Here is a 15,024-nt window from a genome sequence, read left to right on the forward strand (position 1 = left end):
GGTGACAAGATGAAGCGTGCGATATACATGGACCACGCGGCAACCGCCCCTGTCGACAGAGAAGTTGCCGAAGCGATGCAGCCTTATATGACAGAGATGTACGGCAACCCGTCAAGTATTCATCAATTCGGCCGCCAAACACGAAAGGCGGTCGATGATGCAAAAGAAACGATGGCTTCGGCGATCGGGGCCGGGTACAATGAATTGATTTTTACAAGCGGCGGGACAGAAGCGGATAACTTGGCTGTGTTCAGCGCAGCATACAGCCGTCGCGATCAAGGGAAGCATTTAATCACGACGGCGATTGAACATCATGCCGTCTTGCATGCTTTTAATCATTTGGAAACGCAAGGATTCGACGTGACGTATTTAAAACCGGATGAATACGGCATCGTTTCCGCCAAAGCGGTTGAAGAGGCGATTACAGCGGAGACAACTTTAGTGAGTGTGATGTATGGAAACAATGAAACAGGCATGATCCAGCCGGTATTAGATATTGCTGAAATTCTCAACGACAGAGGGATTCTTTTTCATACAGATGCTGTTCAGGCGCTCGGTACAGAGTCATTTGACCTTTCAGCGTCGCCGATCGATTATGCAGCATTCTCCGCGCATAAGATCAACGGTCCGAAAGGGATCGGGCTTCTTTATGTTAAAGAAGGCGCGCCGGTATTGCCGATGTTTCACGGCGGCGAGCAGGAGAAAAAGCGGCGGCCGGGGACGGAAAATGTTCCGGCAATTGTCGGATTCGCAGCGGCGGTTGCCAAAGTGTCTGCGGAAAAAGAAACGCGCAAGAGCCGTTATGCTGCTCTAAAAGAAGATATGCTCCAGCGCTTTTCTGCATCAGCTGTCCATTACGTTGTCAATGGCGATCAGGACCGCAGTTTGCCGCACATATTGAACATCAGCTTCCCAGGTGTCAATATTGAAGCCTTATTAATGAATCTCGATATGGACGGGTTAGCCGTTTCGAGCGGATCCGCATGCACAGCCGGCTCGGTCAATCCGTCGCATGTTTTAACAGCGATGACCGATGATGAAGCGATCAGTCATACCGGTTTACGGATCAGCTTCGGGCTCGGCAATACAAACGAAGATGCAGCCGCGGCGGCAGAAATGATCATACGGACGGTCAAACGGCTGCAATAAAGTCAATCAGTGCTCGATGAAAGAGGGAAAGATGAAAGAAGGTGTGAAAATGAACAGCGAAACAAAACGTCCGGAAGATACGCGCGTCATCGTCGGGATGTCAGGCGGTGTTGATTCGTCGGTGACAGCCTATTTGTTAAAGCAGGCAGGCTATGAAGTGATCGGCATTTTTATGAAAAACTGGGATGACACCGATGAATCAGGAGTGTGCACCGCGACGGCGGATTACGACGATGTCATCCGCGTTTGCAATCAGCTGGAGATTCCGTATTATGCCGTGAATTTCGAAAAACAATATTGGGATAAAGTGTTCACGTATTTTCTCGACGAGTACAAAGCCGGACGCACGCCGAATCCAGATGTTGTCTGCAATAAAGAAATCAAGTTCCGCGCGTTTCTCGATCATGCGATGACGCTCGGAGCCGACTACGTTGCGACCGGTCATTACGCCAATGTGCGCCGGGAAAACGGCCGCGTTCAGCTCGTGCGCGGAAAAGACCGGAATAAAGATCAGACGTACTTTTTGAATCAGCTGACCGAACAACAGCTGGAGCGCGTGATGTTTCCGTTAGGCGAGATAGACAAGCCGCGCGTACGTGAAATTGCTAAAGAGAAAAACTTGGCAACAGCGGACAAAAAGGACAGCACCGGTATTTGCTTTATCGGCGAGCGGAATTTTAAAGAATTCTTAAGCGAATATTTACCGGCGCAGCCGGGGCGGATGGTCACGCCGGACGGCGAAGATAAAGGCGGGCATGACGGTTTGATGTATTACACGCTCGGTCAGCGCCAAGGTCTCGGCATCGGCGGTTCAGGCGAGCCGTGGTTCGTTCTTGATAAAGATTTGGAAAACAACATCCTCGTCGTCGGTCAAGGGTTTCATCATCCGCGCTTATATTCAAACGGCTTGATTGCCGAAGAGGTCAACTGGATTTCCGGCGAAGCGCCGGCAGAGCCGTTCGCATGCACGGCGAAGATGCGCTATCGGCAAGAAGACCGCGGCGTGTATGTGAAACCGCAGGCAGACGGGCGCGTGGAGGTTGTCTTTGATGAACCGGAGCGTGCTGTTACGCCGGGGCAGTCGGTTGTTTTTTACGACGGCGAGGTATGTCTTGGCGGCGGAACGATCGATGTCATCTTGAAGGACTGATGATCTGTCAGTCCTTTTCCTATTTTTTTGCGCACCTCTGACTGAGTGACGCATGAACGTTAAACTACGAGCAACGGAAAGGCGGTTAAACAAATGAGCGATAAAAACCAGCAAGCGATTGAAGAGATGCAGGAAGGCAACCTGGAAAACGCCGCGAATTTACTGAATGAAACGATTGAAGCCAATCCGGATGATCCGATCGGGTATGTTAATTTCGGCAATTTGCTCCAAGCAGTCGGCGAAGAAGAGAAGGCGTTGAATTTTTTCACAAAAGCGCTCGAGCTAGATCCGGCCAATGCCACGGCAGAGTACGGCAAAGGCAATACGCTCTTTACGCTTGAAAAATTTGCTGAAGCGATCGAGGCGTATCAAAATGCGATTGCCAACGGTCTCGACCAAGCTGATGTCTATTATATGCTCGGTATTTCTTACTACAGTGCCGGAGATTATATCCACGCGATGCCGAGTTTGCTCCGCGCGGTTGAACTGAATAATGATGATACCGACGCGCGTTTTCATTACGGGATGTGTTTGGCGCAAGTCGAACGGATCGATGAAGCGATGGAACAATTCCTCGTTTTGGTCGAACAGGATCCGGAGCATGCCGACGGATGGTTCAACCTCGGTGTCTGTTATGCGTATACCGAACGGTTTGAAGACGCTTTGGCAGCATTCAACCGTGCGCTGGAAATTCAGCCCGAACATGCGCTGGCAGCAAACGGCAAGGCGAAAATGGATGAAGCGTTAAGCGATAACACGTAAAAACACGAACGGATAAAGCGAGGGGCAGAGGCTGTATGACCAATCATACTGAAACCGAACAAGAATATATTAAAGGCGAACTGCTTCACCTCATTTACCATGCTGCAGACTCGCTTTATACCGTTGCGAAAATCCGCGTGCACGAAGCGTCGCTGAACCCGGGCGACCCGGACGTCACCGTCGTCGGGGCAATGAGTGCGCCGGAAAGCGACGTGACGTACCGTTTTGACGGACAATTCACCGAACATCCCCGGTTCGGCCGGCAATTTAAATTTTCGACGTATGAAACGGTTATGCCGGAAACGAAACAGGGAATCGTTCTGTATTTGTCGAGCGACCGTTTTGAAGGGATCGGCAAAAAAACCGCGGAAGCAGTCGTTGATCACCTCGGCGAGGAAGCGATTTCGAAAATACTCGCTGATCGCAAGGTGTTAGATGATATTCCGAATGTTAAAAAAGAAAAGGCTGCGAAAATTTACTCACAGCTGATTGAAGATCAAGGGATCGAAGCGGTGCTGACAAAACTCTATCAATACGGGTTCGGCGTGCAGCTTGCGTTGAAAGTTTTTCAGGCGTATCAAATGGAAGCCTTACATATGATTGAGAACAATCCGTATCAAATGGTCGAAGACGTCGACGGGGTCGGATTCCAGCGAGCAGACGCGATCGGACGCAAGCAAGGGTTGACGCCGTCAGACCCGGAACGGCTCCGTGCCGGGATTATGTATGTGTTAACAGAAGAAACGATCTCAGAAGGGCATACGTATGCAGCGACAGACAAGGCCGTAGAAAAAGCGGTTCAGTTATTGGAAAGCGATGTGCCCGAAACGATTGATCCGCAAGCCGTCGCAGATCAGGCGCTTCAGCTCGCCGAAGAAGATAAGCTGATGATTGAAAACGGGCGGATGTATGTTCATTCGCTGTACTTCGCGGAAAAGGGCATCACTTCGCATATGGATCGGCTGATCAATCAGCTGCATCAGCTCGATACGTTTCCGGAAGCGGAGTTTTACAAAGCGCTTGGTGAAACCGAAGATGAACTCGGCATCACTTATGCGCCCTCTCAGCGGGAAGCGATCTATAAGGCGCTCCACTCACCGATGATGATTTTAACCGGCGGTCCGGGGACAGGGAAAACGACAGTTATTCAAGGAGTCATTCACGTTTACAGCAAGCTGCACAGCATTTCGATTGATCCGGATGATTATACGGATGAAGACGCTGTTTTTCCTGTTCTGATGGCTGCGCCGACAGGACGGGCGGCGAAACGGATGACCGAGTCAACCGGCCTGCCGGCGTCAACGATCCACCGGATGCTCGGATATAAAGGCGAAAGCGACGGCTACTTTGAACGCAATGAAGAGACGCCGCTCGAAGGTTCGGTGTTGATCGTCGATGAAATGTCGATGGTTGATACGTGGCTTTGCAACCAATTGCTCAAAGCGGTGCCGATGAAAATGCAGCTCTTGTTCGTCGGCGATGAGGATCAGCTTCCATCCGTCGGCCCCGGTCAAGTGCTGGCAGATATGATCGATTCCGGCGCGGTTCCGGCAGTGCCGCTTACCGATATATACCGGCAAGCGGAAGATTCCGAGATTATCTCCTTTTCGCACGAAGTGAAAACCGGGCAGCTGCCGAATACAATTCGCCCGAATAACAGCGATTTGCGCTTTTTGCCGTGCGGCCCTGAGCAAGTGCCGGATGCGGTGAAACGAATTTGCGAAGGGGCGCGGGCGAAAGGTTATTCCGCGCGGGATATTCAAGTGCTTGCACCGATGTACCGCGGCACAGCCGGGGTGAATAATTTAAACAGCATGCTGCAAGAACTGTTCAACCCTGAAGCGGAGGGGCGCCGTGAAGTCCCGTTCGGCGATGTGGTTTACCGCACCGGTGATATGGTGCTGCAGCTCGTCAACAACCCGGAAAGCAATGTCTTTAACGGTGATCGCGGTGAAATCGTCGCGATATTTAAAGAAAATGAAACGACCGAGAAACAGCTGACCGTTGTTGTCTCGTTTGACGGCGAAGAAGTTTCCTACAAAAAGACGGATTTGACGCAAATTACGCATGCTTATTGCTGCTCGATTCATAAATCGCAAGGAAGCGAATTTCCGATCGTTATTATGCCGGTCGTCTGGAGTTACGCCCGGATGCTTCGGAAAAAATTAATCTATACCGGCATCACCCGCGCGAAATCCTTTTTGCTTTTATGCGGCGAATGGTCTTCGCTGGATAAGGCGGTGACCGGCGGCCGGGATATTGTGCGAAACACAACGCTTAAGGAACGGCTGAAAGGGATTGTAAACAACGAAGCAGAGGATTGACAAAATCGAGCCTGCTTTCTATAATTAGTCTGTATTCAAACGATGACCGATAACACGACGATGGAGATGGTTGCCGAAGCCCGCAGTCAGAGAAGAATCCCCGCGGCTGAAAGGGATTCTCTGTGAAGATCGGTGATTGCTGTTCCGGAGTGCAGGCAAACCCTGCCGGCTGCACAGCCGTTAATATGTGCCGAAGGTGAACGCTGTCTCTTTGTACAGGGTTAACCAGGGTGGTACCGCGAGATCTGTGTCTCGTCCCTGTCTTTTGGCAGGGACGGGTTTTTTTATGCAGAAACAAGCAATGTTTGGAAAAAATAAAGGGGGCACAATGCAGTATGAAACGTTTAACATCCGCCGAAGTCCGGCAAAAGTATTTGGATTTCTTTAAAGAAAAAGGCCATGCGGTAGAACCGAGCGCCTCGCTCGTTCCGCACGAAGATCCGTCGCTGTTATGGATTAACAGCGGGGTAGCAACCTTGAAAAAATATTTTGACGGCCGTGTTGTTCCCGATAATCCGCGGATTGTCAACGCGCAAAAGTCGATTCGCACAAACGATATTGAAAACGTCGGCAAAACAGCCCGTCATCATACGTTTTTCGAAATGCTCGGCAACTTCTCGATCGGCGATTATTTCAAAAAAGAAGCGATCGAATGGGGCTGGGAATTTCTTACCGATAAACGCTGGATCGGCTTTGAACCGGAGCGTCTGGCTGTGACGATTTATCCGGATGATGAAGAAGCGTATAAGATTTGGCATGAGAACGTCGGGCTCCCGGACGAACGCATCATTCGCCTTGAAGAAAACTTTTGGGATATCGGTGAAGGCCCGTGCGGACCGAACACGGAAATCTTCTACGACCGCGGTCCGGCATTTGGCGATGACCCGGATGATCCGGAGATGTATCCCGGCGGCGAAAACGAACGCCATTTGGAAATCTGGAACCTCGTCTTTTCGCAATTCAATCACAACCCGGACGGCAGTTATACGCCGCTGCCGAAGAAAAACATTGATACGGGGATGGGGCTTGAACGTGTCGTTTCGGTGATTCAGGACGCAGAAACGAACTTTGATACCGACTTGTTTTTACCGCTGATTCGGCAAACAGAATCGATATCCGGCAAAACCTACAATGAAACGGCGGAAATGGACACCGCGTTTAAAGTCGTGGCTGACCATATCCGCACGGTAACATTTGCAACGGGAGACGGTGCGCTTCCTTCTAATGAAGGCCGCGGGTACGTGCTCCGGCGGCTGTTGCGCCGGGCTGTGCGCTACGCCAAACAGCTTGATATTCATGAACCGTTTATGTACAGACTCGTTCCGACAGTCGGCGAAATTATGAACGAATTTTATCCGGAAGTTGCGGAAAAAAGCGATTTTATCGCCAAAGTTATTCGTACAGAAGAAGAACGCTTCCACGAAACGTTAAATGACGGGTTGAAAATGCTGAACGAATTGATTCGTAAAGCGAAAGCGGCCGGAAAAACAGCGATTACCGGCGAAGACAGCTTCAAACTTTACGATACGTACGGTTTTCCGGTTGATTTGACGGAAGAATACGTCGAAGAAGCGGGCTTAGCGATTGACCGCGAAGGTTTCGACCGCGAGATGGCAAAGCAGCGCGAACGCGCACGCGCAGCCCGGCAAGAATCGGATTCGATGCAGCTGCAAGACGATGTATTAGGGCAAATTCTTGATGAAAGCCGCTTTGTCGGCTATGATCAGCATGAGACGGCAACGCGGACAGCGGTGCTGATTAAAGAGAATGCCCGCGCAGATTTTGCGACAGAAGGCGATGAGCTGCATGTTATTCTCGACGAGACCCCGTTTTACGCTGAGAGCGGCGGCCAAGTTGCCGACACCGGTACAATTGCGACGGACAGCGGCGTGTTAAACGTGTCGGACGTACAAAAAGCACCGAACGGTCAGCACCTGCATCGCGCTGTCGTCGTTTCCGGTTCAGTGAAAGAAGGCGAGGCTGCCAAAGCAGCGGTGGCGTCATCATCGCGCAAAGCGATTGTCAAAAACCATACCGCGACGCACTTATTGCACCAAGCGTTAAAAGATGTTTTAGGCGATCATGTGAGCCAATCCGGTTCGTATGTCGGCGATGAACGCCTGCGGTTTGACTTTTCCCACTTCGGGCAGATGACTGAAGCGGAACTGGAAGAGGCCGAGCGGCTCGTCAACGAGAAAGTATGGCAAAGCATACCGGTCGAAGCGATCAACACGACGCTCGACAAAGCAAAGGAGATGGGCGCGACAGCGCTGTTCGGAGAAAAATACGGACAAAATGTCCGTGCTGTGCAGGTCGGCGACTACAGCCTTGAATTGTGCGGCGGCTGTCATGTCGATAATACCGCGGAAATCGGCTTGTTTAAGATCGTTTCCGAGGCGGGGATCGGCGCGGGAATCCGCCGTGTCGAAGCTGTTACCGGCAAAGAAGCGTACCAGTTTATGAACGGGCAAGTCGATAAGCTTCGCGAAGCCGCAGGCTTATTGAAAACGAATTTGGATGACGTTCCGTACCGGGTGTCTCAGCTTCAGCAGCAGCTTCGCGAAAAAGAAAAAGAAACCGAATCGCTCCAGGCAAAATTGAGCCGTCTAGAAGCCGGTTCGCTGCTTAATGAGTTCGAAGATGCTGACGGCGTCCCCGTATTGGCGAAAAAAGTGGACGCTGCTGATATGAACGGCCTGCGAAAAATGGTTGATTCACTGAAAGAACAAACAGACTCTGCTGTGATTGTTCTAGGCACCGTAAACGGCGGCAAAGTGAATATCGTCGCAAGCGTATCCAAAGACTTAGTCGAACAAGGCCAGCATGCCGGTCAGATCGTGAAGGAAGTGGCGCAAGCCTGCGGCGGTAACGGCGGCGGCCGCCCGGACATGGCGCAGGCCGGCGGGAAAGATCCGGCTAAACTGGATGAAGCCTTGCAAAATGTGGCGGAAATCGTAAAAACACATGTGAAATAATATTAAATCATGTACAATGAAGGCTGGAACAAGTAAACTGAAAGTACGAATGAGGTACCTGCTCGTTTAGGTAAATTAGAGAGGTGGGTGTATCATGGATTCTCAAGATCACACAATGAAATTCAATTTTGATGAGGATTCTATTGATGAGGATGTCAAGCAAATTCTTCTTCAAGTGCATAAGGCGCTGGAAGAGAAAGGATATCATCCGATCAATCAGATCGTCGGTTATTTGTTATCGGGAGATCCCGCTTATATTCCCCGTCATAATGATGCGCGGACATTGATTCGCAAAATTGAACGGGATGAACTGATCGAAGAGTTGGTTCGTTCGTATTTAGCGCAGCATAAAGAAGGGTGAAGCATGAAAACAATGGGTTTGGATGTGGGCACGAAAACCATTGGCGTCGCAGTCAGCGACGCCTTTGGCTGGACGGCTCAAGGGATCGAAACGATCAGGCGTAAAACGCATAACGAAAAGGCGGATTTTCAACGGCTTGAGACATTGATAAACGAAAATGATGTCACACAGCTTGTTGTCGGTTTGCCGAAAAACATGGACGGAACAATTGGCGGGAGCGGAGAAATGTGCGAGCTGTTTGCCGAAAAGCTGCGCGAGCGGACAAAACTCCCGGTTGAAATGTGGGATGAGCGCTTGACGACAGTTGCCGCAGAGCGTATGCTCGTCGATGCGGACGTCAGCCGTCAAAAACGAAAAAAAGTGATTGATAAAATGGCAGCCGTGATGATACTTCAAGGCTACTTAGATAATAAAGGAGGCAATCATTTATGAGTGATCAACCGGATATTCGCCCGGCGGAAGAAGAAGAAAGAATTGTTATCCCGGACGAAAATGGGAATGAACACCTGTATGAAGTGTTATTCACTTTCGATCACCCGGAAATCGAAGACCGTTCGTACATCGTTGTTGCAGCTGAAGGCGACCAAGAAGATGACGAATCAGAAGAAGTAGAGGTTCATGCTTTCATATATACAGAAGATGAAAACGATGAATTAAGCTTGTTCCCGATCGAGTCTGATGAGGAATGGGAAATGGTTGAGGAACTTCTCCGCACATTCGCGGCTGAAGAAGACGAAGTCGAATAATAAAGAATCCTTGAAGCATCCGTGCTCAAGGATTTTTTTCGTTTAATTTACAGAACGTTCTCGAATTTTTCTGCAGATATAGTATAATGGGAGCGATGTAAAGGAGTGTGAAGGAAGTGACGGACAACCCGAATAAAGAAACAAATTCCGCCCGAGCGGAATATATCGAAAAAATGGAAGAAAAAAAGCGTGAAGCCTCGCTTGTGCGGAAAATTGTTTTATGGCTCTGCATCGGCTTAATCATAGTTATCGCCGCCGGCGGATTCGGCGCATACCGTTATGTGATGGGGACAATTGAACCGCAAGATGAGGAAGAAGATGCCCGCGAGGTCGAAGTGGAGATCCCCGCAGGTTCAAACGTGGATACGATAGCAGATATTCTCGAAGAATCCGGTGCGATTGAAAGTGCGATGATCTTTCAAAATTACATTCGCTTTCAAGGAGAAGACGGCTTTCAAGCAGGGGACTATGTTCTCCATACAGCGATGCATGCAGATGAGATTATAGCTGAGCTGCAGGAAGGCACCGTGGCTGAAGAATACGAAACGACATTTATTATTCCCGAGGGATTTTGGCTGGAGGAAACGTTTGAACGGATTGATTCAGAAACCAATTTAGAAGAAGAGCAATTACATGAGACAGCCGAAGACGAAGAATTTCTGGAAACGCTGATTGACCGGTATGATTATATAACAGAAGATATTTTGCAAGATGATTTGCGCCACCCGCTGGAAGGGTATTTGTTCCCGGCGCGGTACGATTTTGTTGAAGAAGAAGTGTCTGCTGCAGAAGTGATTGATGCGATGGCGGAGCGGATGGCATCGACGTTGGATGAAGTGAATGCTGCAGCCGGCGAAGACGAGCAGTTCGAGTCTTATCACAATCTGCTTGCCGCCGCTTCGATTATTGAAGGAGAAGCGATTGATGACGAGGAACGCGGAGAAATTTCCGGGGTGATCGATAACCGTTTAGCGATCGATATGTCCTTAGATATGGATCCGACTGTCGTTTACGCTCACGGTGAGCGGCAAGAACGCACGCTTTATGAAGATTTAGAAATCGAGTCGCCGTACAATACGTACCGCAATCGAGGGTTGCCGGCCGGACCGATTAATAATCCGGGCGAACAATCGATTTCAGCAGCGATGAACCCGGAAGAACACAGCTATTTATACTTCTTCCATTCTCCAGAAGGCGAAACGTATTTTTCGGAGAGTTTAAGTGAACATCAGACGATAGTGAACGACTATCAAGCAGACGACGTTGATCATGCCGAAGATGTTGATGAAGGAGAAGAAGAAGAGCTGGAATAAGACGAGCAAAAGTCACTTCGGTTTCGAAGTGGCTTTTGTCGCATCTTCATTTATAAAGGGGCGTCGATCAATGGAAATAAAACCGTTTGGCGATACGGCGATTCGAATCAGCTTTGGCGATCAAATATCGATGACGGTGAACAAACGCATCCGTTCGTTAGTTCAACTTATCCGCGAAAGAGATATCCCGGCTGTTCAAGAATGGATACCTGCCTATACGTCGGTGACAGTCATTTATGATCCGGCTGTTTCCCGGTATGAATCCGTCCGTGCTGAACTGGAAAAATTGCAGTCATATATCGCCTCTACAAACCTTCCGTCTGCCAAACGAATCCGTCTGCCTGTCTATTACGGCGGCGAGAGCGGACCGGATCTGGCTAATGTTGCGGAAATAAACGGACTTACGCCTGACGAGGCCGTCAAACTTCACAGCAGTCATGATTATTATATTTTCATGATCGGGTTTACGCCGGGATTTCCTTATCTCGGCGGAATGCCGAAAGCACTTACAGCTCCGAGGTTGACGGCTCCGCGCAAAAAAGTGCCGCAAGGGTCAGTCGGAATAGCCGGCGAACAAACCGGGGTATATTCGCTGACAACGCCGGGCGGATGGCAAATTATCGGCCATACACCTGTTCGGTTGTACGATCCTGACAGAGATCCGCCGGTACTTTTGGAATCGGGCGATTATTTGCGGTTTGATCCGGTCAGCTCGGACGAGTACAGCCGCATCGTCACTGCAGTTAGCGAGGGGACGTATCAATTGCTTATCGAATCGTATAATGAATCGACAAAGGAGAGCTGATCAATGAAAAGAGCAATTGATTTGAACTGTGATCTCGGGGAAAGTTACGGCATTTATTCGCTCGGAGAAGACGATGGGGTCATGCCGTTAATTACATCCGCCAACATCGCCTGCGGTTTTCACGCCGGTGATTATAATGTGCTGGCGCGGACTGTCCGCAAAGCGGTCCGGCACAATACGGCAATCGGAGCTCACCCCGGCTTGCCGGATCTGCAAGGGTTCGGCAGAAGACAAATGGACGTCAGCGCAAATGATGTGTACAATATGACGCTGTATCAAATCGGTGCGGTGCAAGCGTTCGCCCGTTCAGAAAACGTCCGGGCCGAACATGTCAAACCGCACGGCGCTTTATACAACATGGCTTCAAAAGACCGTGCGATCGCCGATGCCGTTGCCGAAGCGGTGAAAACTGCCGATTCATCGCTGATTCTTTTCGGTTTATATGGAAGCGAATTGACCGCAGCAGGCCAAAGCATCGGGCTGTCTGTCGCCAATGAGGTATTCGCTGACAGGACATACAGAGCTGACGGCTCACTTACGCCCCGCTCGCATGCCGATGCGCTGATTGAGGATCCGGAGAAAGCTGCTGAGCGAATCATGCGCATGCTGACTGAAAGCAAGACCGTGACGGCCGACGGGGCGGATATAGCGATTGAAGCGGATACGATTTGTATTCACGGTGACGGTCCAAATGCGCTGCTGTTTGTGCAAAAACTGCATGAAACGCTGCTCGCCCGGGGTGTTGAAATCAAAAAAGCCGGTGACATTCATGACTGAAGTATTTAAAACAATCAAACCCGGCCTTTTAACGACTATTCAGGATTTAGGCCGAAGCGGTTATCAACAATACGGCATCACAACCTCAGGAGCGATGGATCCGTTCAGTTTGAAAGTCGCCAATCTGTTAGTCGGCAACAGCCGAAATGAGGCGGCGCTTGAAATAACCTTAATGGGGCCTGAACTGGAAATCATGACAGACCGGGTGATCGCGTTCACCGGAGCGGACTTATCACCGGAAATCGACGGCCGTCCCGTGCCGATGTGGACGGCTTTCCGGGTTAAAAAAGGGATGACATTGACTTTCGGCCGTCCGAAAACCGGGAGCAGAACGTACCTAGCTTTTTCCGGAGGCATAAATGTTCCGGAAGTTTTAGGCAGCAGGTCAACTGATATGAAAGCAGAAATCGGCGGGATAAACGGGCGTGAACTGCAAAAAGGTGACCGGCTGATCGGGCAGGCATTTTGGGGACGTTCACTTCCGGGGAAATCAAGATCGCTTCATCCTTCGCTTATTCCATCTTACGAATCGCCGGTGGTCTGCCGCGTGATCCCCGGTCCTGACGATGAAATGTTCACTGAAAAAAGCAAAGCGACGTTTTATAATACTGAGTACACGGTTAACAGACAGTCCGATCGCATGGGTGTGCATTTGGACGGGGCTTTCTTGGCTCATACTGAAAGTGCGGATATTCTGTCTGATGCGATCTTGCCGGGAACGATCCAAGTTCCCGGTGCAGGCAAGCCGATCATGTTAATGGCGGACCGGCAAACGACAGGCGGATATCCCCGGTTGGCCACAGTCATTTCAACCGATCTGATGTATGCCGGTCAGTTAAGCGCCGGACAGCGCGTCTGTTTTCAGCCGGTGTCGGTAACGGAAGCGCAAAACTTACGGAAAAAGCAGGAATACTGTTTGACAACGATTGCCCGTTCGGTGTGAATGAGCCTTTTTTATCGCATTCTGTTTAGGACTATGTTAAAATGAATCGGTCAAAAATCAAGGTATGTCCTATATACGGGTTGAAAACTTGTCATAGAAGGAATGAAGGAGTTTTCTGATGGACGGGAAAGAGCAAACAAAGAGATACATTGATGATATAATTCAGCCGCCTTCTGCGGTTTTTAACGAGATGGAGCATTATGCCGCGAAGCATTCGATTCCGATTATGGAACCGTCCGGAATCGAGACACTGCTCCAGCTGCTTCGTTTACAAAAGCCGTTAAGATTGCTGGAGATTGGAACAGCCATCGGCTACTCAGCAATTCGTATGCTTTATGCGCTTCCGGAATTAACGGTCATTTCTATCGAGCAGGATGCGGATTTGGCAGAAACGGCACGGAAAAATGCCGAACGAGCCGGTGTGGCTGACCGTTTTACCGTGCTGAACGGAGAAGCGCTCACTTCAGCACCGGAAATTTCAGCCTATGCTCCGTTTGATGCTGTATTTATCGATGCAGCCAAAGGTCAATACGCTCGGTTTTTTGACACATTTGCGCCGATGACAGCGGATGACGGTGTGATCTACGCTGATAATGTTCTTTTTAAAGGGATCGTTGCCGGTTCCCGTGATCATTTAAATCGAAGCACGAAAGCATTAGCGAAAAAACTGGATGAATTTAACCGCCGTCTTGCAAGTGATCCCGAGTGGCACACCGTTATTTTGGACGCAGGAGACGGTCTCGCTGTTACGAAACGAAAGGAAGGACCGTGATGATTCATGATTAAACCGGAACTGCTCGTCACTCCGACGAGCGTTGAGAACGTAGAAGAAGTGATTGATGCCGGCGCTGATGCTGTAATGATCGGTGAAGAGCGCTATGGCTTGCGCCTGGCAGGAGAATTTGACCGGACAGCTGTTCATGAAGCTGTCAAACTTGCTCATGAACGCGGCGTGAAAGTGTATGTTGCGATGAACGCGCTCTTTCACAATGACACTCTCCCCGAACTGCCGGATTATTTAGCGTTTTTGGACAAAATCGGCGCCGATGCCGTTGTATTCGGCGACCCGGCTGTATTAATGAATGCGAAGCAATACGCTCCGAAAGTTGAGCTGCATTGGAATACGGAGACGACCGCGACGAATTGGTACACGGCGAATTATTGGGGCCGTAAAGGATCAGCGCGCGCTGTTTTGGCACGGGAGTTGAATATGGACAGCGTGATTGAAATAAAGGAAAATGCCGAAGTGGCGATTGAAGTGCAAGTGCACGGGATGACATGCATGTTTCAGTCAAAACGCACGCTCGTCGGAAATTATATGGAATTTCAAGGCAAAGATCTCGGTGTCGAAGGACGCAGCAAGGATCGCACGCTCGTCTTGCACGACCCGGAGCGGGATGTGAAGTACCCGATTTGGGAAGACTGGAACGGAACGCATATTATGAGCCCGAAAGATATGTGCATTATCGATGAACTGGACGAACTGATCGATGCGGAAATCGATTCGTTTAAAATCGACGGTGTCTTAAAAGACGGAGCATATATCCGCGACATGACAGGATTGTATCGGCAAGCGATCGATCAATACGCGGCTAAACCGGAGGAATATATCGAAGAAAAAGAGGCATGGCGCGATCGCGCGTTAGCCTTGCAACCCGATAACCGAGAACTCGATACCGGATTTTTCTTTAAAGAAACAGTTTATTAGGAGTGATCACA

The 15,024-nt window shown here is 49.9% G+C and carries 14 protein-coding genes; all 14 read left to right on the forward strand.

Annotated elements, in window-relative coordinates:
* Nucleotides 1–9: 9 nt before the first annotated feature.
* The 14 genes from EDD67_RS03080 to EDD67_RS03145 all read left to right on the forward strand — a co-directional run bounded on the left by EDD67_RS03080 (nt 10) and on the right by EDD67_RS03145 (nt 15,013).
* Complete coding sequence (locus EDD67_RS03080; RefSeq protein WP_121439140.1) at nt 10–1,149, forward strand: cysteine desulfurase family protein; 1,140 nt, start codon at nt 10–12, stop codon at nt 1,147–1,149.
* A 31-nt stretch (nt 1,150–1,180) separates the two neighbouring features.
* A complete protein-coding gene (gene mnmA, locus EDD67_RS03085; protein ID WP_280524546.1) occupies nt 1,181–2,299 on the forward strand; it encodes a tRNA 2-thiouridine(34) synthase MnmA in 1,119 nt (372 codons plus the stop codon).
* A 93-nt stretch (nt 2,300–2,392) separates the two neighbouring features.
* Entirely contained in the window at nt 2,393–3,061 is a 669-nt protein-coding gene (locus tag EDD67_RS03090; protein WP_121439139.1) for a tetratricopeptide repeat protein, read from the forward strand.
* 35 nt (nt 3,062–3,096) lie between these two features.
* On the forward strand, nt 3,097–5,385 hold the full coding sequence (gene recD2 / locus EDD67_RS03095) for an SF1B family DNA helicase RecD2 (protein ID WP_121439138.1): 2,289 nt from the start codon (nt 3,097–3,099) through the stop codon (nt 5,383–5,385).
* Nucleotides 5,386–5,720: 335 nt separating this feature from the next.
* The gene (gene alaS / locus EDD67_RS03100; RefSeq protein ID WP_121439137.1) at nt 5,721–8,360 is read left to right on the forward strand and encodes an alanine--tRNA ligase; all 2,640 of its coding nucleotides are present in this window, start codon (nt 5,721–5,723) and stop codon (nt 8,358–8,360) included.
* A 94-nt stretch (nt 8,361–8,454) separates the two neighbouring features.
* Nucleotides 8,455–8,721 carry an IreB family regulatory phosphoprotein gene (locus tag EDD67_RS03105; protein ID WP_093073607.1) on the forward strand — a complete coding sequence of 89 codons (267 nt, stop codon included), beginning with the start codon at nt 8,455–8,457 and terminating at the stop codon, nt 8,719–8,721.
* 3 nt (nt 8,722–8,724) lie between these two features.
* Entirely contained in the window at nt 8,725–9,153 is a 429-nt protein-coding gene (gene ruvX / locus EDD67_RS03110; protein WP_121439136.1) for a Holliday junction resolvase RuvX, read from the forward strand.
* Nucleotides 9,150–9,467, forward strand: coding sequence for a DUF1292 domain-containing protein (locus EDD67_RS03115; protein ID WP_093073603.1), 318 nt, complete (start codon nt 9,150–9,152; stop codon nt 9,465–9,467). The genes ruvX and EDD67_RS03115 overlap by 4 nt, the downstream gene beginning before the upstream one ends.
* A gap of 107 nt (nt 9,468–9,574) precedes the next feature.
* A complete protein-coding gene (gene mltG, locus EDD67_RS03120) occupies nt 9,575–10,780 on the forward strand; it encodes an endolytic transglycosylase MltG (protein ID WP_242005932.1) in 1,206 nt (401 codons plus the stop codon).
* A 70-nt stretch (nt 10,781–10,850) separates the two neighbouring features.
* Nucleotides 10,851–11,585: a 5-oxoprolinase subunit PxpB gene (gene pxpB / locus EDD67_RS03125; RefSeq protein ID WP_121439135.1), complete on the forward strand. Its 735-nt coding sequence runs from the start codon at nt 10,851–10,853 to the stop codon at nt 11,583–11,585.
* Nucleotides 11,586–11,588: 3 nt separating this feature from the next.
* Entirely contained in the window at nt 11,589–12,362 is a 774-nt protein-coding gene (locus EDD67_RS03130) for a LamB/YcsF family protein (protein WP_121439134.1), read from the forward strand.
* Entirely contained in the window at nt 12,355–13,305 is a 951-nt protein-coding gene (locus tag EDD67_RS03135; protein ID WP_121439133.1) for a 5-oxoprolinase subunit C family protein, read from the forward strand. The genes EDD67_RS03130 and EDD67_RS03135 overlap by 8 nt, the downstream gene beginning before the upstream one ends.
* Nucleotides 13,306–13,423: 118 nt before the next feature.
* The gene (locus tag EDD67_RS03140; RefSeq protein WP_121439132.1) at nt 13,424–14,077 is read left to right on the forward strand and encodes an O-methyltransferase; all 654 of its coding nucleotides are present in this window, start codon (nt 13,424–13,426) and stop codon (nt 14,075–14,077) included.
* A 6-nt stretch (nt 14,078–14,083) separates the two neighbouring features.
* On the forward strand, nt 14,084–15,013 hold the full coding sequence (locus tag EDD67_RS03145; protein WP_093073593.1) for a peptidase U32 family protein: 930 nt from the start codon (nt 14,084–14,086) through the stop codon (nt 15,011–15,013).
* Nucleotides 15,014–15,024: the final 11 nt, after the last annotated feature.

Source organism: Salisediminibacterium halotolerans (assembly GCF_003814815.1).
GTDB lineage: Bacteria > Bacillota > Bacilli > Bacillales > Salisediminibacteriaceae > Salisediminibacterium > Salisediminibacterium halotolerans.

Excerpts from the sequence above, each read along its gene's own strand:
- ruvX (WP_121439136.1), top strand. The coding sequence starts at position 8,725 with ATGAAAACAATGGGTTTGGATGTGGGCACGAAAACCATTGGCGTCGCA.
- EDD67_RS03105 (WP_093073607.1), top strand. The coding sequence starts at position 8,455 with ATGGATTCTCAAGATCACACAATGAAATTCAATTTTGATGAGGATTCT.
- EDD67_RS03145 (WP_093073593.1), top strand. The coding sequence starts at position 14,084 with ATGATTAAACCGGAACTGCTCGTCACTCCGACGAGCGTTGAGAACGTA.
- recD2 (WP_121439138.1), top strand. The coding sequence starts at position 3,097 with ATGACCAATCATACTGAAACCGAACAAGAATATATTAAAGGCGAACTG.
- alaS (WP_121439137.1), top strand. The coding sequence starts at position 5,721 with ATGAAACGTTTAACATCCGCCGAAGTCCGGCAAAAGTATTTGGATTTC.
- EDD67_RS03135 (WP_121439133.1), top strand. The coding sequence starts at position 12,355 with ATGACTGAAGTATTTAAAACAATCAAACCCGGCCTTTTAACGACTATT.
- EDD67_RS03080 (WP_121439140.1), top strand. The coding sequence starts at position 10 with ATGAAGCGTGCGATATACATGGACCACGCGGCAACCGCCCCTGTCGAC.
- pxpB (WP_121439135.1), top strand. The coding sequence starts at position 10,851 with ATGGAAATAAAACCGTTTGGCGATACGGCGATTCGAATCAGCTTTGGC.
- EDD67_RS03140 (WP_121439132.1), top strand. The coding sequence starts at position 13,424 with ATGGACGGGAAAGAGCAAACAAAGAGATACATTGATGATATAATTCAG.
- EDD67_RS03090 (WP_121439139.1), top strand. The coding sequence starts at position 2,393 with ATGAGCGATAAAAACCAGCAAGCGATTGAAGAGATGCAGGAAGGCAAC.
- mnmA (WP_280524546.1), top strand. The coding sequence starts at position 1,181 with ATGAAAGAAGGTGTGAAAATGAACAGCGAAACAAAACGTCCGGAAGAT.
- EDD67_RS03115 (WP_093073603.1), top strand. The coding sequence starts at position 9,150 with ATGAGTGATCAACCGGATATTCGCCCGGCGGAAGAAGAAGAAAGAATT.
- EDD67_RS03130 (WP_121439134.1), top strand. The coding sequence starts at position 11,589 with ATGAAAAGAGCAATTGATTTGAACTGTGATCTCGGGGAAAGTTACGGC.